This window comes from Paracoccus sp. (in: a-proteobacteria) (assembly GCF_032007265.1).
Taxonomy (GTDB): Bacteria; Pseudomonadota; Alphaproteobacteria; order Rhodobacterales; family Rhodobacteraceae; genus Paracoccus.
In genome coordinates, this window is the sequence record NZ_DALZMB010000007.1 from 46269 (window position 1) to 66860 (window position 20592).

17 protein-coding genes are annotated in these 20592 nt (G+C 57.4%); 10 read left to right on the forward strand and 7 right to left on the reverse strand.

Annotated features, from left to right (window positions below; genetic code table 11):
- Positions 1-45: 45 nt before the first annotated feature.
- From RTS12_RS03040 to RTS12_RS03060, 5 genes are all read left to right on the forward strand, one after another.
- Entirely contained in the window at positions 46-609 is a 564-nt protein-coding gene (locus RTS12_RS03040) for an XRE family transcriptional regulator (RefSeq protein ID WP_312525355.1), read from the forward strand.
- A gap of 88 nt (positions 610-697) precedes the next feature.
- The gene (locus RTS12_RS03045) at positions 698-1234 is read left to right on the forward strand and encodes an N-acetyltransferase family protein (RefSeq protein ID WP_312525357.1); all 537 of its coding nucleotides are present in this window, start codon (positions 698-700) and stop codon (positions 1232-1234) included.
- A 484-nt stretch (positions 1235-1718) separates the two neighbouring features.
- Positions 1719-2075, forward strand: coding sequence for a hypothetical protein (locus tag RTS12_RS03050; protein WP_312525358.1), 357 nt, complete (start codon positions 1719-1721; stop codon positions 2073-2075).
- Positions 2075-2383, forward strand: coding sequence for a hypothetical protein (locus RTS12_RS03055; RefSeq protein ID WP_312525361.1), 309 nt, complete (start codon positions 2075-2077; stop codon positions 2381-2383). The genes RTS12_RS03050 and RTS12_RS03055 overlap by 1 nt, the downstream gene beginning before the upstream one ends.
- Positions 2384-2594: 211 nt before the next feature.
- A complete protein-coding gene (locus tag RTS12_RS03060; protein ID WP_312525363.1) occupies positions 2595-2924 on the forward strand; it encodes a DUF2322 family protein in 330 nt (109 codons plus the stop codon).
- Between the two features lie 139 nt (positions 2925-3063).
- Here the strand turns inward: RTS12_RS03060 and RTS12_RS03065 are convergent, their stop codons facing one another.
- The 4 genes from RTS12_RS03065 to RTS12_RS03080 form a co-directional block, all read right to left on the reverse strand.
- Positions 3064-4002, reverse strand: a complete 939-nt coding sequence (locus RTS12_RS03065; protein WP_312525365.1) for an isoaspartyl peptidase/L-asparaginase — start codon at positions 4000-4002, stop codon at positions 3064-3066.
- The gene (locus RTS12_RS03070; protein ID WP_312525367.1) at positions 3999-4916 is read right to left on the reverse strand and encodes a polysaccharide deacetylase; all 918 of its coding nucleotides are present in this window, start codon (positions 4914-4916) and stop codon (positions 3999-4001) included. Before RTS12_RS03070 ends, RTS12_RS03065 begins: the two co-directional genes overlap by 4 nt.
- 61 nt (positions 4917-4977) lie before the next feature.
- Positions 4978-6558 (reverse strand): ABC transporter substrate-binding protein, encoded by a 1581-nt coding sequence (locus RTS12_RS03075; RefSeq protein WP_312525369.1) that lies wholly within the window; start codon positions 6556-6558, stop codon positions 4978-4980.
- Positions 6559-6592: 34 nt separating this feature from the next.
- Positions 6593-7174: a MarR family winged helix-turn-helix transcriptional regulator gene (locus RTS12_RS03080; RefSeq protein WP_312525371.1), complete on the reverse strand. Its 582-nt coding sequence runs from the start codon at positions 7172-7174 to the stop codon at positions 6593-6595.
- Between the two features lie 179 nt (positions 7175-7353).
- Here RTS12_RS03080 and RTS12_RS03085 point away from each other — a divergent pair, with 179 nt between their 5' ends.
- The 5 genes from RTS12_RS03085 (at position 7354) to RTS12_RS03105 (ending at position 12581) form a co-directional block, all read left to right on the forward strand.
- The gene (locus RTS12_RS03085) at positions 7354-8055 is read left to right on the forward strand and encodes a creatininase family protein (protein ID WP_312525373.1); all 702 of its coding nucleotides are present in this window, start codon (positions 7354-7356) and stop codon (positions 8053-8055) included.
- Positions 8056-8082: 27 nt separating this feature from the next.
- Positions 8083-9054: an ABC transporter permease gene (locus tag RTS12_RS03090; protein WP_312525375.1), complete on the forward strand. Its 972-nt coding sequence runs from the start codon at positions 8083-8085 to the stop codon at positions 9052-9054.
- Position 9055: 1 nt separating this feature from the next.
- Positions 9056-9952: an ABC transporter permease gene (locus RTS12_RS03095; RefSeq protein WP_312525377.1), complete on the forward strand. Its 897-nt coding sequence runs from the start codon at positions 9056-9058 to the stop codon at positions 9950-9952.
- Positions 9949-11631 (forward strand): ABC transporter ATP-binding protein, encoded by a 1683-nt coding sequence (locus RTS12_RS03100; protein ID WP_312525379.1) that lies wholly within the window; start codon positions 9949-9951, stop codon positions 11629-11631. Before RTS12_RS03095 ends, RTS12_RS03100 begins: the two co-directional genes overlap by 4 nt.
- A gap of 254 nt (positions 11632-11885) precedes the next feature.
- Entirely contained in the window at positions 11886-12581 is a 696-nt protein-coding gene (locus tag RTS12_RS03105) for a 16S rRNA pseudouridine(516) synthase (protein ID WP_312525381.1), read from the forward strand.
- A 65-nt stretch (positions 12582-12646) separates the two neighbouring features.
- On the opposite strand, the gene RTS12_RS03110 is transcribed toward RTS12_RS03105, so the two are convergent.
- The 3 genes from RTS12_RS03110 to RTS12_RS03120 all read right to left on the reverse strand — a co-directional run bounded on the left by RTS12_RS03110 (position 12647) and on the right by RTS12_RS03120 (position 20426).
- Entirely contained in the window at positions 12647-13081 is a 435-nt protein-coding gene (locus RTS12_RS03110) for a PACE efflux transporter (RefSeq protein WP_312525383.1), read from the reverse strand.
- Between the two features lie 215 nt (positions 13082-13296).
- Positions 13297-16851 (reverse strand): hypothetical protein, encoded by a 3555-nt coding sequence (locus RTS12_RS03115; RefSeq protein ID WP_312525385.1) that lies wholly within the window; start codon positions 16849-16851, stop codon positions 13297-13299.
- 11 nt (positions 16852-16862) lie between these two features.
- Positions 16863-20426 (reverse strand): hypothetical protein, encoded by a 3564-nt coding sequence (locus RTS12_RS03120; protein WP_312525386.1) that lies wholly within the window; start codon positions 20424-20426, stop codon positions 16863-16865.
- Positions 20427-20592 lie beyond the last annotated feature (166 nt).

The window sequence follows — 20592 nt, forward strand, 5'->3', positions numbered from 1 at the left end:
TAAACTGGCTTGCTTAGTGGCACATCTGTCTCATATAGTGCCTTGATGCAGCTAGATGATATTGATCGAAAACTTGGGGCGTGCATTCGCAACGAACGCGAAAACAGGGGCTGGTCGTTAACAGATCTTTCCCTTCGCGCGGCCGTATCACGCGCAATGATCAACAAGATCGAGCGAGGCGAAAGCAGCCCGACCGCAAAACTGCTTGGCAAACTATCTGGCGCCTTCGGCCTGAGCATGTCGATGCTGCTGGCCCGCGCCGAAACCACGACAGACCTTTTGTTACGACATGGCGATCAAACCCTTTGGATTGATCCCGAGACGGGATATCTGCGTCGGCAAGTCTCGCCACACACCGATATGCCCGTAGATCTCGTGGAAATCACCCTGCCAGCCGGCAAAGAGGTGCCCATGCCGGCCTCGGCCTATTCTGCCATCCGCCAGCTTATCTGGGTACGCGACGGTCAGTTGACCTTCGTTGAGGGCCCGGTCCAACACCATCTTGATCCGGGCGACTGCTTGCGCTTGGGCCAGCCGTCCGATTGCATTTTTCGAAATGACACGCAACAAAGCTGCACCTATGCCGTGATCGTTCTGCGCGATGTCTGAACACAGCCGAGGCGTCAGGATTCACTTGACCTTGCCCGGCGCTCGCGAAATAGATTAGTCTAATATAGTGACATATCTGGACCTGGCCATGCATATCCGCGATGCGCAAGATTGTGATCTTTTACAGGTGACGGCGATCTATAATCACGCGGTCGAACAGACGACTGCGATTTGGAACGACCAGACAGTTGATCTTGCCAATCGCCGCGCTTGGCTCGCGGGCCGCTATCAGGCAGGCTATCCGGTCATTGTGGCAAGTTCGGATCAGGGTGATGTTCTTGGCTATGCGTCCTTTGGTGATTGGCGCGCCTTCGACGGCTATCGCCATACGGTCGAGCATTCAGTCTATGTCCGGGCCGACAGTCGTGGGGGCGGCGTCGGCATGGCTTTGATGAAAGAACTGATCCAAAGGGCAAGAAGCATCGGCAAACATGTGATGGTTGCAGGAATTGAAAGCACGAACGCACCATCAATCGCATTGCATGAGAAGCTGGGGTTCAAGCGTGTTGGCCAGCTAAGCGAGGTCGGCACGAAATTCGGTTCCTGGCTAGATCTGACCTTTATGCAACTAATGCTGGATCACCGCATAACGCCCGATCTGCTGTCAGCAGATCCAGAGCCATAATCAATGTAGCCCCATCGCCAAAAAGACTACCGTGCTATGGCACAAGAGTGCGCCAAGCCAAATAACTTCCGCAATTTTGGAAAATTCGCATAGATGACACCATTTAGCTGATTTGCGCGCGCCCGGTCCTGCCACTAAGCTGATCCCTCGCTCGGCATTGTGCAAAGACGCGCCCCAAAAGGGCGGCTTTGAGGCATGAATTGCGATCAATGGCGGCGTACTGCGACAGCTCGTATAGTCAGCCCTCGCCCTTTTCGAACGCGCAGCCAAGGATCAGCACAACCGGACCCGTCCAGAATGCGGGCAGGCAAATCGAGCTGATCCTGCTTCAGATCCATCGGCTTTGACTTGTTCTAACCCAAGCTTTCCCGTGCGTACGACAATGGAAGCTCATTCACATATTGCCAGCGCGGTTTGATCCGGTGACTGTACCCCTAAGCCCCCAAGCCATTGGGGGGTGCCGAAACCGCGAATGGATAGATCTATGCCAAAACTGCTGCTTGTTCTTGTTGGTCTGGCCTTGCTGGGCTTTGGTGGATACCGACAATTTATCGATGACGGTGTCAGTCCACAGGATCAGGCCCGCTGCGAACAGCTGCTTAAGGCAGAAAATAGCAATGATGCCGAGGCGCTGGCCCTGTTGATACCAAAATGTCGCGATGCAGGAATGGTTGCCATGATGGATGCACGCGCGACGGGCCAAGATGCCAATGCAACGGCCAGCATGATCGCGGCAGCGAACCAAAATGACCTAAGCGCGCATCTGCTGGATTGGGCAATGATTGGCGCGGGCATTGCGCTTTTGGCGGGTGCCGCGGTCATCGGACGGCGCCGCAGCTGATGGGGCTCGCCCCAAAAGGCCACAATCGGCGCAGACTATGGGCCTATCTTGTAATGGTGCTCATCGGGGTCGCTCCGATGGTCTCGGTAATGCTGGCTGGCTTGATTGCCACGCATAATGGTTGCGGCCTGCATGAGGGATTTGCCCAGCCCTGCGTGGTTTTTGGAACCGATATTGGCGGGATCCTTTACACGATGGGTGTAATGGGATGGCTGATGCTGGTGTCGATCTTTTTTCTGGCCGGCGGCGTGCTGGGATTGGTGTGCGAAGGCGTATTGGCGATCATCAAAAAGCTATGGCGCCGCTAGCGCACCTTAACAGACAGTAAATGCGGCCCGGACGGCTGATCCGTCAAGACACTGAAAAGGCGCGGTTTAATTAATCAAGGGCAACGCGTCGCCTGTTCAGCCACCCCGCCGGGGGGCTGCTTGTCACGCCCTTGATTGGATGCATGCCGGTGATGGTGATGACCCGTCAAACCTGCTAGATGCGGGGCAATCACGCCAAAGAGGACCTTCGATGATCCAGCCCACGTCATCCTTCAAGGAAAACCTGCAGCTTCTTCCCTCGATCGAGGGGCTTGCACGCATAGACCTGATTGATCCCAATGGCAAAGTTGTTGCCTCGGTCGAAAACCAGCCGGGAAAACAGGGCTCTTTGGCAGTCTATCAATACCTTCAAACCGTCTTTGGCGCGCTGAATGCCCAAGCGGCAAATCACGGGCTGGACGTCTTTGCCGAACACACAGCTGACGCCAGAAATCGCCCCGGCGCACATCCCAATATCGACCGTCTGATCGAGATCGCAAACGGCGGTGCGACGTTGAAGGCAAACCTTATTCAAGCATAGTTGACCGCAGGCAGCCCACGACTTGCTGCCCGCCGCCATTTTGTGATGGTCCTGCCCTCGCAAGATTACCCGCCGCCCGACCTTGCAAGTCATTCAGGTCAAGGCGGCGGGATATGGTTCAATGCGTCTTCATGTTCCTTTAGCGGTAGATGAAGGTCTGCAATTCCTCGCCAGAACGGGCGGTACCGCGATACATCCCCTCGCAGTTGAAGGGCATCGAGATATTGCCAAGGCGATCCACGCAAATCACCCCGCCAGATCCGTCGTTAGGCATAAGATCTTCCATCACGACAGCCGTTGCAGCCTGCTCTAGCGATTGATTGGCGTGACGCATTCTTGCGGCAATCTCGGCGGCGGCATTCCAGCGGATGAAAATCTCGCCATGCCCCGTGGCCGAAACCGCGCAGGTGGCGTTATCGGCAAACGTCCCCGCCCCGATTACCGGGCTGTCCCCGACGCGACCCGGTGCCTTGGCGGTCATTCCACCCGTCGAAGTCGCCGCCGCGAGATTGCCCGCAAGATCCAATGCCACCGCGCCGACCGTACCATGACGCCGCGCCGGGTCGGTTTCGGCCTCGCCAGACGCGCGAAGGGCCAGGGTTTCCTGAAGGGCGGTCCAGCGCGCCTGAGTGAAGAAATAATCCCGATCCCCGAAAGGCAGATCCGCGCTTCGCGCCAAAGCGATGGCAGGCTCACCGATCAGCATCACCTGTGGGCTGTCCATGACCAGACGTGCCAGCTTGATCGGGTTGCGCGGTCCAAAGATGCCCGCAACTGCGCCTGCCTGTCGGTCGCGACCATCCATGATCGCGGCGTCCATCTCCTGCTCGCCCGCAGATGTATAGACGGCACCCCGGCCCGCATTGAACAAGGGTTCATCCTCAAGGACCATGACTGCGGCAGTCACGGCATCGATCGCCAGTCCGCCGTCACGCAGGACAGCCTGTCCGGCCTCTAGCGTACGCCGCAGCGCGGCATGATATTCGGCCTCTTTTTGCTCGGTCATTTTGCTGCGCAAAATCGTGCCCGCGCCGCCATGAATGGCCAAGGCCCAGCCTGGCTTGTTCGTCTGGGTCATCCCCGCACCTCCAATCCGGCACTCATTGCACAATGGCGGGCGATCTCAGCATGCGTTGTCACCCAGCAATCGCCCTTTTCCGTGATGCGCCGCAGCAATTCCTCGAGAATAAAGACCCGAGAGCGATAGCCAGTGACGTGGGGGTGCATGGTCAGCAAAAACAGCCCACCCTCGGCATAGGCGCCCTCGAACTCGCGCAGGAATATATCCAAAACCGCAGTTGGCGGCGTATAGGGCCGCTGTGCGCCAAAGCGATTCATCATGAAATAGGGCGCGTCATCGCGAATCCATTCAACCGGCAATTCGACGATGCCGGTGGCGCGGCCCTCGTGCATGATCTCATAGGGATCGTCATCCGCAAACAGCGAGCTGTCATAGACAAGGCCCAGCTCTTCGGCAATCGCCAGGGTATTGGCGCTGTAATCCCAAGATGGCGTGCGCATGCCGACCGGGCGAACCCCTGTAATGCGCTCCAGCGTATCGGCCGCACGCAGCATCAAATCGCGTTCCTGCGCCGGAGGCACCTGCGTATTGACCTCGTGAATCCAGCCATGCAGCGCAACCTCATGACCATCATCGACAAGCGATTTTTGCTCATCAGGATACAGCTCTGCCGCAACGCCGGGCACAAAAAAGCTGGCGCGCGCATCGAAACGGTCCAGCACTTCGCGAATCCGCGGAAGGCCGCGACGGTTGCCATATTGTCCCCATGACAGCCGACCTATCGATTTGCCGCCGTCGCGCAACTCGTTGGTTTCATGGTCGCTGTCAAAACTAAGTGCCACCGCGCAGCGCGCACCACCCGGCCAGCTTGCCGGTTTGAGCGAGCGGCCAGCGCGCACAAAATCCACCAATCCGCGCCATTGCGGCTCTTGCCATTCATAGGGCGGGGTATCGGGAGGGGTAAAACTCATGGAATGCTCCTTTCAGGGGGCATCGCACCAGTAAACGCCTGATGCGATGCCGTCCTGTCGCTTATTTCACCGGATGGATGTCCATCGCCAGCGTGTCTTCATCCGAACGCGGATCGTAGCTCACCTTTTCTGCCTTCATGCCCCAGGCCGAGATATTGATCGCCAAAGGCAGATCCGGGCGGTCGGTGGCAACCAGCATGTTTGCCTGCTCGAGCAAGGCTTTGCGCTTGCCCTCATCCATCTCTGCCGCCGCATCCTCGATCAGCTTGTCCATTTCGGGGTTGGAATAACCACGCACGTTGAAGGCACCCAGCGATTTCTCGGCGTCGTTGGTATGTACAAGCGAGGAAAGCGTATAGTTAGCCTCACCCGTCAAGGTCGCCCACGATGCCATGTAAAGCGAATATTCGCCGCGTGTTTTCGCCGGGTTGAAGACCGTGGCGGGCACGCCCTGGACATCAACCGTGACATCGATCGCCGACAGCATCTGGGCAATGGTCGGGCCAAGCTCTGTGGGCATACGGTCATTGGCATAGGCCAGCGTGACCTTGAACCCTTCAGGATAGCCCGCCTCGGCCATCAGCGCGCGCGCCTTGTCGACGTCAAACGCGGGCTCGGCAATCTCGGGGTTATAGCCGAAGATATTCGAGGTCACGAGCTGGGTGGCAACCTCGCCCATGCCTTCAAGCGCAAATTCAATGATGGTTTCGCGATCCAGCGCCAGATCGAATGCCTCGCGCACACGCGGGTCCTGGAAGGGGTTCTTTTCGACCTTCTTGCCCGCGTTATCCCACACCTGGGGCGTGTCGTTGCGGAAATCAAACTCGAGATAGGGAATAAAGACCGAGGGTGCCTTTACAACCTTCAGGGCGCTATCTTGTTCGACCGTGGCAAGATCAGTGGCCGGGATCTTGGAGATCAGGTCAACCTGCCCCGCCTTGAGCTGGGCAACCCGCGCGGCGTCATTGGGAATTTCCTTACGGATGACTTTGTCCCAAGGCTGTGCACCGCCCCAATAGCCATCGAACTTCTCAAGAACCAGATCCTGCGTCGGTGCCCAGCTTACGAACTTATAGGGGCCGGTCCCAATCGTCGCTTTGCCGGAATTGAAGCCCTCGGCCGACGTTTCCTTGGTCGAAAAATCGGCTGCCGCCTTATGCGAGACGATAAAGAGGCGGACCAGATCGTTGGGAAGGGTCGGCGCCGGGCCATTGGTCTTGATCTGAACGGTGTGCGGATCAAGGATTTCGATCCCTGCAACGCGGCGCACATAGATCGTCGTCGGGTTGGGGCCAGTCACATTCGGAATGCGCTCGATTGAGAATTTGACATCCTCGGCGGTGAAGTCCGAACCATCATGGAACTTGACCCCCTCACGCAACTTGAATTCCCAAGTCGTCTCGTCAATCGCCTTCCACTCGGTCGCCAAAGAGGGCTGGATCTGCAGGTTGTTGTCGGCGCGCAGCAAGGTGTCGAAAACCTGCTTGGTCGCCTCGGCATTGGCCGAAGTGGCAGTGTAATGCGGGTCCATCGAAGCCGGGCCAAACTTGGTGGCGATCACCAGATCATCGGCAAGCGCGGAAAACGGTAGCGCAAGCGCAGTTGCCAAAAGCGTCGCGCGAAGTTTGGATCTGAGTTTCATGCTTATCCTCCTTGGTTGAATAGTGCGGCCGGGCTTATTGCCCTTGTCCGCTGTTCTGGTCTGTTTCGCTTGCCAGGGTTTCGGGCCAATCGGCCGAAGCGATGACTAACTTCGTCAGGATTTCGGACAGGATCGAGCGTTCCGCCGGGCTTAGGCTTTCCAGCATCAGCCTTTCCTGTCCCATCATCTCGGCCTTGACCTCATCGACCGCGGCGCGCCCTTTATCGGTCAGGCGCAAGGTCACGCGGCGCAAGTCAAGCGGATCGGTTTCGCGCTCGATCATGCCCAGGCGGTGAACCTTATTCACGGCGCGGCTCAAGGTGTTTTTCGGAAATCCTGACGTGCGCACGACATCGGTCTGCGCCGATTCACCACCCAGATAAAGCGACCAAAGCACCACAAAATCCGGGCGCAGCAGATCAAGGCGGCTCTGAATAAATCCGTAAACCGGATTATTGAACCGCAGCGCCAGATAGTTCAGCCGAAAGGAAAACCAGCACGGATTTTCCCAAAGCCGGGCTTGCATCGGGGCATCCCCCTGATCGCCATAAGGCAGATCAGATCGGTCGCGGCCTGCACGGGCTTCATGCAGTGCCCGGCGGGTTTCGTCTTCCATGTCACCTGCCATCCGCTTGCCATTCTGGTTCCATTTGGGACAGTATTGCAAAGATTTTTCTTGCGTCAATTTAAAAATCTGTCCCTTATGGAATTAATATTGATTCATAATTGCGATGGGTTCTCCTGCTGGCCAGCGGCGCAGCTTCGTCAGAATCCATTCGAAAAGGGACAGAAGAGATGCGCATTCAGGACATGAACTGGAGTCAGGTCGAGGCCCGCGTGCAGCAAGATGACCGTTGCGTTCTGCCGATCGGATCGGTGGAACAGCACGCCTATCTAAGCCTTGCGACGGATATGATTTTGGCTGAACGCGTGGCGGTCGAAGCCGCCCAACCGCTGAATGTGCCGGTATTTCCCTGCCTGCCCTACGGTATGGCTTCGGGCTTTGCGGCATATCCGGGGACGGTTTCACTGAAGCTGCGCACATATCTTGCGGTCATCGAGGATATTCTGGACAGCGTCTATCGCGCCGGCTTTCGTCGCATCCTGATCGTGAATGGCCATGGCGGCAATGCGCCGGTCAATCCGCTGATCGGCGAATGGTTGAACGATCATCGCGATGCTTCGGTCAAGCTGCATGACTGGTGGCGCGCACCCCGCACCATGGCCAGGGTTCTGGAAACCGATCCCGCCGCCTCTCATGCCAGCTGGATGGAAAACTTCCCCTGGACGCGGCTCAAGGGGGTCACATCGCCCGAATTTGCAAAAGATCGCATCGATTTCTCTGCCATTTCGCGTGTCGACGCCTGGCGCAAGCGTAGCCGCATCGCCGAAGGCAATTATCATGGCGTCTTTGAACGCCCCGATGCCGAGATGCTGGCCATTTGGCAGGTCGGCGTCGAAGAAACCCGTCAAGAAATCGAACAAGGCTGGCACTAGGCATCGCCTAGGCTCAGGGAGCAAGCCATGGCATCATTCATTATCCGCAGGCTGGCGCAGGCATTGCTTGTCCTTCTGGTTATGTCAGTTCTCGTCTTTGCGGGCGTTTTCATGATTGGAAACCCGGTCGACGTGCTGATTTCGCCCGATGCGACGCAGGCCATCCGCCAGCAAGTGATCGAGCAATACGGCCTCGACCTGCCGATCTGGCAGCAATACCTGCAATTTCTGGGGCGACTGCTCAGCGGCAATCTCGGCAGCTCTTTCGTCTTTAACATGCCGGTCAGCACGCTGATCGCGCAAAAGCTGCCCGCCACGCTAGAGCTGACACTGATCGCGGTCTTTTTCGCCTCGGCTGTCGGGATCCCGCTTGGAATCTATGCGGGCTATAAGCCCAACAGCATCGCCGCGCGCATTATCATGGCGCTGTCGATTCTTGGCTTCTCGGTGCCGACCTTCTGGATTGGCCTGATGCTGATCATGACTTTTGCGGTACAGCTGGGCATCTTGCCCGCTGGCGGCAGGGGCGCCACGCGCGATCTGTTTGGCGTGCCCTTTTCCTTTCTGACGCTGGACGGCTGGTCGCATCTGATCTTACCCGCGTTTAACCTGTCGCTTTTCAAAATGGCGATGATGTGCCGTCTCGCGGCAGCGGGAACGCGCGAGGTGATGCTGACCGATACCATCAAATTCGCCCGCGCCGCTGGCATTCCCGAGCGTACGATCCTGCGCCGCCATGTGCTGAAACTGATCTCGATCCCGCTGGTCACGGTCTTTGGACTTGAGCTGGGCTCGACTTTGGCCTTCGCACTGGTCACCGAGACCATCTTTAGCTGGCCCGGCCTAGGCAAGTTGATCGTCGATTCCATCACCTCGCTCGATCGACCGGTCATGGTGGCCTATCTCATGCTCGTCTCGGCGCTATTCGTGCTGATTAACCTTTGCGTGGACCTGACTTATGCGGTTCTGGATCCCCGCCTGCGCCATGGAAGGCAGTGAGATGGCCGAGACCTTTTCCCCCGCCGCACCCTCGATGCTTGGCCAGTTCTGGCGTGATTTCCGCCGCAACAAGGTCGCGGTCATCGCGCTTGTCGCCTTGGTTCTCATTCTGCTGGCCGCGATTTTTGCGCCGCTGATCGTGCCTCAGGACCCCTATGACCTCAAATCCCTGGTACTGCGCGATGCGCGCCGACCGCCGGGCTATGTCGGGCGTGACGGAATGATGCACCTTTTGGGCACCGACAGCCAAGGTCGCGACCTGCTATCGGCCATTGTCTATGGGCTGCGGATCTCGTTGCAAATGGGGCTTATGGCAGGTGCCATCGCCTTTACCATCGGGGCGATTGTGGGCAGTTCGGCCGCCTATATTGGCGGTTGGCTGGAAACGCTGATCATGCGCATCGTCGATATTCAGCTGTCATTTCCTGCCATCCTGCTGGCCTTTGTCGTGGCTGCCATCCTTGGGCAGGGAAAAGAGCAGCTGATCCTTGCTCTGGTTTTTGCCCAATACGCCTATTTCGTGCGCACGGCCCACGGCGCGGCAGCGGCCGAGCGGCGCAAGGACTATGTCCAGGCCGCGCTTTCTGTCCCGATGAGCGGCTGGTTCGTCGTGACCCGGCATATCCTGCCCAATGCCCTGCCCCCGCTGATCGTGGTGGCAACGGTTCAGGTCGCATCGGCCATCTCGCTCGAGGCAACGCTATCGTTTCTGGGGGTTGGCCTGCCCGCGACCGAACCTTCGCTGGGGATGCTGATCGCGAACGGATTTCAATATCTGATGTCTGGCCGCTACTGGATCGCAATCTATCCCGGCATCGCGCTGATCATTCTGATCATGGCCATCAATCTGGTGGGCGATCAAATCCGCGACCAGTTGAACCCAAGGCTTCGCAAATGACCAACCTACTTGACGTACAGAACCTGCGCACCTGGTTTCACACCGACCGGGGCATTGTGAAATCGGTCGATGGCATTTCCTTTTCGCTGAAACGCGGCGAGATCATGGGGCTGGTCGGGGAATCCGGCTCGGGAAAATCGATCACCGGCTTTTCGCTGATCGGTTTACTCGACCCCGCAGGACGGATCGAAAACGGCAGCTCCATTCAGTTTGACGGCCAAGAGTTGGTCGGTATGAACGAGGGCGATCTGCGCAAAATCCGGGGCAAGGACATCTCGATGGTGTTTCAAGACCCGATGATGACGCTTAATCCCGTCGTCAAGATCATCGACCAGATCGGCATGGCCATCCGCGCCCATGAACCTGCATCCGACAGCGAGGTACGTCGCCGCGCCATCGAGGCCTTGGCGCAGGTTCGCATCGTCGATCCTGAACATAAGGTCGACCAGTATCCGCACGAGTTTTCAGGTGGGATGCGTCAGCGCGTGGCCATTGCCATCGCATTGCTGCATCGCCCGCGCCTTGTGATCGCCGATGAGCCGACGACGGCATTGGATGTGTCGGTTCAGGCCGAAATTCTGCAAGAAGTTAAAGCCTTGGTGGCCGAAATGGGCACCTCGTTGATCTGGATCAGCCATGATCTGGCGACTGTGGCCTCGATCGCCAATACGATCACGGTGATGCGCCGGGGTCAGATCGTCGAAGCGGGCCCCGCGCAAGCGGTGCTGCGCGCGCCCCAACATCCCTATACCCAGGCGCTTTTGGATGCGCTGCCGTCACGATCCAAACCCGGCGAGCTGCTGGCCTCGGAGGCGACCGAGACTGCGGGGGCAATGGATCTATCTGGACTGTCAAGCCGTGCGGTAGGCGCGCCAGCGGATGCAGAGTTCATTACCGCGCGCGGCATCGAAAAATGGTTTGCGCCGCGCATCGGACAGATGCGCAAACTGGCGATCAAGGCGGGTTTGGCGCAACAGCCCGCACAGGTTCATGCGGTCAAATCGGTTTCACTGAACATTGCCCGTGGCGAGATCATGGGGCTAGTCGGGGAATCCGGGTCGGGCAAATCGACGCTTGGCCGCATCATCTGCGGCATTACCCCGCCGACGGGCGGCACGGTTACCGTCGGCGGCGAGCCAGTGATGGACGGTCAGAAAAAGCGCGGCACAAAGGTCCAGATGATCTTTCAAGATCCCTTTGCTTCCCTTGATCCGCGCCGCACGATCTTTCAATCCGTCGCGGAAGGCCCGATCGCACATGGGCTGTGCACCCGCGCCAATGCCCGCGAATACGTCAATCGCTGGCTGCGTGCCGTGGCCTTTGATCCTGCGCTTGCCAATCGTTACCCGCACCAGTTCTCGGGCGGGCAGCGCCAGCGGATCGCAATTGCCCGAGCTTTGGCGATGCAGCCCGAAGTGATCGTCTGCGACGAGCCGGTCGCCTCGCTTGATGTGTCCATTCAGGCTCAGGTGATCAACCTGCTGATGGAGCTGCGCAGAACCCTGAACCTGACGCTGCTGTTCATCAGTCATGACCTTTCGGTCGTCCACCACATGTGCGACCGCGTCGTGGTCATGCGCTATGGCGAGATCGTCGAAAGGGGCTTGGCCGCCGAGATATTCGAGCGTCCTCAGGAACCCTATACGCGCATGCTTTTGGACGCGATTCCCAGCCTATAGGCCGGAAAACCGCATCTTACCCAAACGCGCCCCAGCTAAAGCAGGGCGGTATCGCATCCCGATCAGGCAATCGACGCGATACCGCCAAAAAAGGCTTGAGCGCGCGGTTCGGGCTGTGGCATGGGCAGGCAGGGCGGCAAGCGCAGACAGACTGCGCCCGCCCTGAACGCTTTCGCCGCCCACCCCGGGCCAGCATAGGAACCAAAGCAATCGCCAAGAACCCAACCTCCCGCGTCGATAAGCTGCTGTCATCCATGGGATATGGCTCGCGCAGTGAAATGGCGCGGATGGCAAAGGCGGGTGGCATCACCTTGGACGGCATCGATCTGGTTGACGTCACCAAACGCATCCCGATCACCCCGGACCTGCCTGCCAGGCTTGAGATCGACGGCGAGCCATTGGACCCGCTTGTGGGCATGGTCCTGATGCTGAACAAGCCCCTGGGCATGACATGCTCGCATAAAGAAGGCGGGGCATTGGTCTATGATGTGCTGCCCGCGCGCTGGACACGGCGCGATCCGGTCATTTCGACCATCGGCCGGCTGGACAAACAAACCTCGGGTCTGTTGTTGCTGACGGATGATGGCGAGCTGTTGCACCGTGTCATCAGCCCCAAGCGCCACGTCACAAAGACCTATCGCGCCAAACTCGCCCGCCCATTGAATGGCACCGAGGCCGCGCTTTTTGCATCCGGCGATCTGATGCTTGAGGGGGAAACCAAGCCCCTTGCTCCGGCAGAGTTACGGGTCATTTCGCCAACCGAAGCTTTACTGATCGTCACTGAAGGGCGCTATCATCAGGTGCGGCGCATGTTCGCGGCCGCGGGCAATCATGTCGAAGATCTGCACCGTGAAAGTCTGGGCGGCTTGTCGCTTCCGGCTGACCTGGCCCCCGGACAATGGCGGCTTTTGACGCGGCAAGAGATCGATCTGATTTTTGAAGGCGCCTAGATCCGCTGCGTCTTGCGCAACAGATCACGGCTGGTCTGCGCCACAATATCGCCAAGCTTTTGCCGCTAGGCCTGCTCTCTGGCCTGCGGCAAGGTAAAGATCTGGTCAAAACCTAGCGTGAAGACGAAGGTATAGACGAGAAAGAAGATCATCAACGCCGCCTCCATCATCAGTGCCTGGAACAGGCCGACCTGATACCAGTACATGATCAAGGGCACGGTAAAGATGACAAGGCCGCCCTCAAAGCCGAGACTGTGCAAAACGCGCGTGCGGATGGTACGTGTCTTCAGCTTCAGCTTGCTTTCAAGCGCCTCGAAGCCGCTATTGTAGCAGAAATTCCAGATCACCGCGATCACCGAGACAGCAATAGCAAGCGGCAGCGAGGCGCTGGCCGAGCCATTATTCATCAACGACAACAGTGCGGTCGACAAAAGAATGGCAAGAATTTCAAAGGTGGTCACGTAAATCAGGCGCCTGACGCGCCGATCAAGAGTGAACATCCGAGGCTCCTTGAACGAAAGGCTTGCATATCGCGGCGCGCTCGCCCCGATATGTTCGATGATTGTTGCATGTCAGCGTGAAGATGCGGTCTGCGCACGCATGTCGCGATATATGATCTTGAGAGGGCGCAGTCCACCCGATGCTGCCTGTCCGAAGACTTGCCTCGCGTGGCTCACGCCAAGCCATCCCCGATCACGGATCACGGATCTTCTATCTAAAAGGTAATGATCAGGTTCAAAAATGCCCCTTTATCATCGCGGGGCAGATCCGTCAGATCATCCGAAAATGAGCCGAAATTATAGCCCACCCCAACTTTGACATTATCGCCGAAATGCCGGTATGCGGCCGCCACAGCACCAAATTCGGTCGTTTTCGCCTGATGCAAGCGCAGCGAGCGTAGCTCGAACAGCATGTCCCAATTCTGGACCACGTGAAAACGCAGGTTCGCAACCGCCAACCAAGCATCGTTCTTATAAAACTCGCTCGAATCCGCTCGCGTCGATTGCGCAAAGCGCCCACCCAGCTTGCCGCCGATCGACCACTTCTGGTTCAGGTCATATTCCGCATCCACCGTGAAAACATGGCTTTTCTGCAGCGGGCCGCGTGTGCTGGTTCCATCAACGGTCTGCCCATACATGTCATGGTAGTAGCGATATTTGAACAGCAGGTTAAAGCGGTCGTGATCGACCGGACGAATGGCATATCCAAGCACCACATCCGCTAAAATACCGTTGCGGATCGAGCTTTGGTTGCCATCGCTATCGGCATAGTCAACATAGGCCAACAAGGTGCGGCCCTCATCTATCCGGTAAGTGGCATTCGCGGTCAAAAGCAAGGTATCGGTGTCGCGACCAAAGCGCGCAAGAGAGCTGACACGCCCCTTCTCGGCACGCTCGCGGCGATACTCGACACGTCCTGATGCCGTCAGCTGGTCATCTTGGTATTTCGCACCTAAGCTGACCGCGCGGCGGTTCAAATCACCACTTTTGTCGTCGCGTACCCTGCCCAGATCAAAGCCCATCGAGTAGGTCAGATATTCAGATGGCGCATAATCGACACCATAGGCGCTGGTCAGCGCATCGCTTGGACCGAACATATCATAGGTATTCTCGCCATAGATCGAGACATCCTGATTGACCTGCCGACGCCCGCCAAAAACAACTTTTCCCTTATTGGCGCTAAGTGATCCCAGAGCGCTTTGGTTGTCGAAGGCATCAGGGTCGATTTCGTAGCCGAAATACAGGCTACTGCCGTCCTTGCGTGCAAAGGATGCCAGAATATCGCCCCCCAAACCAAGCGTTCCGTCTGACACCTCACCGGCAAACGTCCAGCCATTCCCGAAATCACGCTTGATCCCTACCCCCAAGCGATCATTTCGCGACAAGCCATTGCCCCAAACCGTGGCCTGCCCCAAAAGCGACCAGCTGAATTGATCTGTGACCTGGCGGGTATAGCGCAACGCGACATCCGTGCGGCTACCCGTTTCTTGCGCGATTCTTCGCCGGATATGCTCAAGGCCAAATGCAAAACTATTGTTGGCGTCAGGCATATACAGGATCTCGGCGCCACCTGCGCTTTCGCGACGGCCCCGCTCATTTTTGAAGTCATCCCAATAGGTTCGCCAAGACATCCCGTCGGATTGCTTGACGGTCGCATCGAACCCCCACAGGCGTTCGCCCGAAGTGACGGTGTAATCAAGCGAACTAAAACCCTCACTGCGGCTTTCGTAATAGGCGTTCACCACGCCCGCGACCGCAAGGCCCAGCTCCTTCAAATCAATCTCGGCCTTCAGCCGTTGCGCCCGCCCCGCGCCGCTGGCCAGATCGGTCGTATCATAGATCAGGCCACCATCAATCGAGTTGCGCTGACCATAGCCCGGCCCGTCGCTGCGGGCGTATTCGGCCTCGATAAAGCTGCTTTCGCTGAGCCTGTATAGCAGATCCGCCCCATAGGCATTTTGATCGGCAAGGCCCGTGTCGTCGTGCTGGCCGGACAGACCAAGGCGAATGCGATCGTTGATCCAAGCCGCGATCCGCGCCCCAGCCGCCCAGCCATCAACCGACATATCGACCGGAGTATATTCATATTGAACCACAAGATTAACCTCGGCATCCCCGCCGGGGCCTGTCACGACGACGCCAGTGCCGCGTGAGGAAGGCAACGGCTGCGACAGACGGATGTTGCCCTGAAGGTAATTCACCTCATAATCCTGACCCGAGGAAAGATGCTTGCGATCAATGACCCGGCCGCCGATCGGATCGCGCAACTCGACGAAAACCACCTCCGAGCCGCGGGTGATATCTTGACGGCTAAGGAAATAGATCGAACCACCGGTGCCGCGCAAAACGTCGCGCTGCGCCAAATTGTCTGGCCGCGACGCATAAAGCGTGACCTGCGCCCTTGGCTCACCAAAAGAGGTCTGCGTTTGGGATTCCCAATGGGTATTTGCGCCGTAAAGCACACGCTCATTGCGAAGATACTCGCTTTGGCCCAATTCAGCCTGCGAATTGCCCCAGATGAAATAGTTTTTGTCCCTTTTCAGCCTAAGGTAGAAATTCCCCTGCGTTGGCGCGTCGTCAAGGATGGTCGAGCCATCGCCATAGGTGGGATAGAACTCATTGGGATCGATTCTGCGCAGCAGGCTTGCGGGATCCTTGGCGTCGAAACTGGAAAAAAGATCACGGATTTCGCTTTCCGCAGTATCCGCCGCAGCCGTAAACTCGATGCCATTCGCCATATAGCCATGCGTGTAAAAGGCCAGACGGCCGCGCGTATAGGTTTCGCTGCCTCCGCGGGATGAGGATTTTCCGATCGTGGCATCTGTCATCGACGTATAAAAAGCATCAACGCGCGGGATCTTGATCTTTTGCGAATAGCCGAGTGGCGCATCGGGACCATTGATTTCGACATCTATCCGATGCTCGCCAACCGGAAGAATGCGCTGCAGCACAAAATCTCCGGCTTGGGCAGGTGAAATCGCCTCTCCCAGCGTATGAATGGTGACGCCGGGCGAGACATTTTCGCCAGAAATGGTTACCGCGCCACCGCGTACGGGGATTGAATGGCGATGCCGCGCGTCCACACCCGTTTCTGCCGTGTCGCTTAAGCCGCGATCATCGGTGTAGGAAACGGGCAGATCGCGCGTCTCGTCATAACGGCCCTGGCGATCAAAGACGCGATGAACTGCAACGATGCGCCCACCTTTGGGCACAACCAGACTTGCCTGACCATTGGGATCAATTGGCAAGACTGCCAGGATTTTTCCGCCTGCTCCGATCCCGTTGCGGTCGATGATGCGCAGCTCACCACGAACGACATAAGCGGGGTAGTTCATCTCGCTGGTGAAAGTGACGTGATCGCCAGCTTTTAACCCTTCACTGGCGTTGCTACGCTGCAAGGCCAAGCGCGGTTTTGCGCCAAGTCCGTCAACGCTGATTTTCAGATCGGCCTGCTTTAACGCATGACCGCTTTGCCCAAGTTCATCCTTCAAGTCCGGATCACCCAGCATCACCTGACCATCGATCAGGATTTGAAATCCGGTGGCCGTCAAGGGCGAGAACTGGCCCGAATTTGCCCGACCTTCAGTTGCAATCGCCACTTCTGGCAAGGTGTCAGGAATGATGCAATGGTCTGGAAAGGCCACCTTTATCAGCGCGCAATCCGCCCGGACTTCGGGTTGCACGACAGTCTGTGACTGTGCCCCCGTCGCCAAAAGCGTCAGTAAAGCCGAGCCCCCGAAGCCGCGCGAATAAAGGCGAAATCTGGCCATGTTACTCTTGCTCATGGGATTTGGGCCGAGCGTCGCTCGATGATCAGCGGGTCGCGAACATGTTCTTGCCAAAGCTGGCGCAACCGCTGCTCGACCGTATCAAGTCGATCCTCGATCAGCTGCCGCCCCTCATCGTGATGGAAATAAGAGAGCCGGACGATGCCGGGGCGGGTACGAAGCCGGTCAACCAGCTGGCCAAGCCCCCCATCTAGCGCCGCTGACATCTGCACCGAGCCTGGCATAAAGGCTGATGCCGTCAGATCGACCTCACTGATCTGCCCCTTGGCCACGCCAAAGTTCGCACGCATCATCTTACCGGCGGTGCCACGAACAACCCGCGGGTTTTCCGTTGTGAGGCGATAGCCGGTTGGCAGGCTGCGCGTATCCAGCTTGAGAGATATATTCTCGCCGCTTTTAATTGGCATTGCCGCGCAGGGCAGATTGAACCGCCCATGCGCATCGGTGGTGATCAGCTGACCTTGCAATGTGACGACGCGGACTGCGGGCATGCCAGGCTCGCCCTCGTCTTGATAGCCGTTCACATTCTGATCATCAAAGACCTTGCCGATGACGTCACTGCAATCAAAAACATGCTCACCCCGACGGTGAATTTCGGCTTCAGCGACATTCGAGATGCGCTTACCAGACATGTCCTCGGACCATGCGCGGTTGATTGCGGCCTGCCCCAATTCAAGCAATGTCAGCCGCGCATCAAAGGTGATGGTAACTTTTCCGCCCGCCGGAATGGTGACCATTTGCCAGACCAACCTGCGCCCCATCTGCCCAGGTTCTTGATCGGTACCTTCGATCTTTGCACTGTTAGGCACGTATTGAAGGTGGGGAGGCAACTCATCGATGATGCTGATATCGGGGGCAAAGCGCGACGTGTGATTTTCAAACACCAGCGAATATGTGACGATTTCACCCATATGCGGATTGGGGTTGCTGACCGATTTGCTGGCCGTCAGGGCGAGTGCCACATCCGGCAGGATCGTCACGGTCGGATCGTCAGGATAGCCATCGCCGTCCGTATCGATATCGGCCGGGTCATCGGGATCGTCAGACAGGATTGAGATGACATTTCCAGCTGGATCAAAGGCGGTTGCTCGGGCTGTATTCATCACGCGACCCGAATCCAGATCGGCCTGCGTCAATCGATACGTTCCGGAAAATGTGGCGTGGTCACTTGCATTTGGCGCGAATTGGGCAATGGGGCCGCCTTGAACTTGGATCTTTGGATCGGAAATCGTCACATTCCGAAGGGTTTGGTTGCCCGTATTTGTCAGGGTGAAACGATAGGTAATCTCGTCCCCAACTGCAGCGGTGCGATTGTCGAGCAGCCTAAGGTGGTCAGTCTTTTGCAGAATGAACCTGGCAGAGGTCGTCAGTTTGATCACGGTCGGATCATCTGGATTACCATCACCGTCAGGGTCGATATTCGTCGGATCATTCGGGTCGTCCGAAACATCGCTGACATCAGTCCCACCGGGATCCTGGCCCTTTACGCTCGCCGAATTGCTGACACGCCCTTGATCAATATCGGCCTGCGTTACCCGATAGCTCGCCGTAAAAGTGCTCTGGTCAACTTGGCCCGGCGCAAGCGATGCCAATGGACCGCCCGACACCTGCACTTGAGCGTCGTCGATCGTCAGATGGCTTAATGTACGATTTCCTGAATTGGTGATGACAAAACCATAGGTGATCATGTCGCCGACAGCACTTGGGTCATTTGCATTTGCTTGCAGAACAGCCGTCTTTTCCAATGACACACGCATATCTGCCGGCAGTACGACTAGGGTCGGGTCATCAGGGTGTCCGTCACCATCGCTGTCGATGTTATCTGGGTTCAGCGGGTCGTCCGACAGGCCAGAGATGGCGTTGCCAGAACCATCTACGCCCGTCGCAATGGCCTGGTTCTGGACAAACCCAGCGTTCACATCCTGCTGTGTCAGCGCATAGTAAGCGGTAAAGACCGCTGTCGCCCCTTTAATAAGGTCGATGCCCCCGGTGCCGTTTTCGTCACTTCCGCCCGAACTATAGTTGGGCGTGGGTATCGCCCCGCTACCCGAGAAGCTCGCCTCGGTCAAAGTCAGGTCATATAGCGTCCAATTACCGGCATTTGTGATGCTATAGGTATAGGTAATGACGTCACCGACATTGGCGATGTCATCGCTACCACGGTCCAGAACGGCGGACTTCTGAAGCATGATTTCGCTTGCAGGAAGCAGGACCGTCGCCACCGCCGTTGCACAACTGGTCGGAAAAGCGATATCGCAAATCTGATAAGGATAGCGATAAGTCCCGGCCGCAGTCCCGGGCGCCACCGTAATTACGCCCGTTAAAGGGTCCATCGTGATCGAGCCCAAAGCGGTCACGGGCGCGGTTCCGGGGGTCAAAACCAGCGCGCTTGCCACAACTGGTTTGCCATAAATCGTGTCGTTGCCCAGTACCGAAGCGGTTTGCCCACCCATCAACCGGTCAATTGGTGCAGCAGAGAAATCATCATCTACTGCCGATATCACCGGGGGCAAAAGCACGACCGTCGGATCATCGGGTTCGCCATCCCCCTCGACATCCAGATCTGTATTGTCGTCGGGGTCATCAGAAATATCCGCCACGGTGCCCCCGCTCTGCACATCGGCGCGCACTGTGGCAGAGTTGGAGAAGCTCGAATGCTGAAGATCAGACGCGGTCAGCGTATAGGTTGCGGTGAAGGTTCCACTATCTGTCGCCCCGGGTGCCAACGACGCGATAGGACCGCCAGACATTTTCACCCCGGGATCGGTAACGACCACATTCCTTAATGCTACGTTCCCAGTGTTGATCACGCTGAAGCGATAACTGATCGTATCGCCAATACGGGCAAGACCATCGCCGCGGTGATTTAGCACCCCCCTTTTTTGCAGCGCGACCGATGGGCTGATTTTCATGGGCGTGAAGTTCGGATCATCATCGCCCCCGGTATCATCCGCAGGATCTTCGCTATCGGTCAGGTCATCAAAATCATTCCCGAGCCGATCGCTGCCCGTGACAGTCGCTTGATTGGTAACACCTCCCGCAAGGATATCCGCGACATCGATGACATAGATCGCACGAAAGACGATCGTATCATTGGGGCGAACATCGGTTGCCAGCCCGTTTCCGTCATAGTCCCCGCCGCCGCTTACATGCACCGCGACAGGTTTGACGCCTGCGCCGCTGAACAGGGTCTCGTCGACGACCACATTATACGCCGTCGACTTCGAGGTGTTTTTATAAGTGTAGGTATAGATGACATGATCGCCAGGATCGGTAACCGTCGGCTGGCCCACCACAGTATTGTCTAAAACCGCATGTTTCGTCGCCCGGATAACCGGGACTTCGCAAACCAACGGGCTGATAATGACATTATCGATCCCGACATCATTGCCGTAATTGCCATTGGGCTGCGAGTTTTCGATGACCAGATTGACCGAGCTGACCGAAGGGGCTGGGACGACGTTCAGCGGTACCTTTCGCCAAATCTCGTCATTCTCCAGGCCGAAATCATGACTGTTGATGTGAGCAAGTCGGGCGCCATCAGCATGGTTTTCCAAATATAGCGTAAAATTTGGCTTCGTGTGGCACCACCATGTATCTGTGTAATAGCATGTCCCGGCAAACTCAGACGAAAACCGAAAGCCCGCCAGGGTGGCACCGACAGGCAAGCTAGGTCGTGTTGACAAAAGGGATTCCCCTCGGGCGTAGGGTATGATTCAAGCT

Bases quoted from the DNA above. Each gene is read 5' to 3' on its own strand.
- RTS12_RS03040 (WP_312525355.1), top strand. From the start codon at position 46: ATGCAGCTAGATGATATTGATCGAAAACTTGGGGCGTGCATTCGCAAC.
- RTS12_RS03045 (WP_312525357.1), top strand. From the start codon at position 698: ATGCATATCCGCGATGCGCAAGATTGTGATCTTTTACAGGTGACGGCG.
- RTS12_RS03050 (WP_312525358.1), top strand. From the start codon at position 1,719: ATGCCAAAACTGCTGCTTGTTCTTGTTGGTCTGGCCTTGCTGGGCTTT.
- RTS12_RS03055 (WP_312525361.1), top strand. From the start codon at position 2,075: ATGGGGCTCGCCCCAAAAGGCCACAATCGGCGCAGACTATGGGCCTAT.
- RTS12_RS03060 (WP_312525363.1), top strand. From the start codon at position 2,595: ATGATCCAGCCCACGTCATCCTTCAAGGAAAACCTGCAGCTTCTTCCC.
- RTS12_RS03065 (WP_312525365.1), bottom strand. From the start codon at position 4,002: ATGACCCAGACGAACAAGCCAGGCTGGGCCTTGGCCATTCATGGCGGC.
- RTS12_RS03070 (WP_312525367.1), bottom strand. From the start codon at position 4,916: ATGAGTTTTACCCCTCCCGATACCCCGCCCTATGAATGGCAAGAGCCG.
- RTS12_RS03075 (WP_312525369.1), bottom strand. From the start codon at position 6,558: ATGAAACTCAGATCCAAACTTCGCGCGACGCTTTTGGCAACTGCGCTT.
- RTS12_RS03080 (WP_312525371.1), bottom strand. From the start codon at position 7,174: ATGGAAGACGAAACCCGCCGGGCACTGCATGAAGCCCGTGCAGGCCGC.
- RTS12_RS03085 (WP_312525373.1), top strand. From the start codon at position 7,354: ATGCGCATTCAGGACATGAACTGGAGTCAGGTCGAGGCCCGCGTGCAG.
- RTS12_RS03090 (WP_312525375.1), top strand. From the start codon at position 8,083: ATGGCATCATTCATTATCCGCAGGCTGGCGCAGGCATTGCTTGTCCTT.
- RTS12_RS03095 (WP_312525377.1), top strand. From the start codon at position 9,056: ATGGCCGAGACCTTTTCCCCCGCCGCACCCTCGATGCTTGGCCAGTTC.
- RTS12_RS03100 (WP_312525379.1), top strand. From the start codon at position 9,949: ATGACCAACCTACTTGACGTACAGAACCTGCGCACCTGGTTTCACACC.
- RTS12_RS03105 (WP_312525381.1), top strand. From the start codon at position 11,886: ATGGGATATGGCTCGCGCAGTGAAATGGCGCGGATGGCAAAGGCGGGT.
- RTS12_RS03110 (WP_312525383.1), bottom strand. From the start codon at position 13,081: ATGTTCACTCTTGATCGGCGCGTCAGGCGCCTGATTTACGTGACCACC.
- RTS12_RS03115 (WP_312525385.1), bottom strand. From the start codon at position 16,851: ATGGCCAGATTTCGCCTTTATTCGCGCGGCTTCGGGGGCTCGGCTTTA.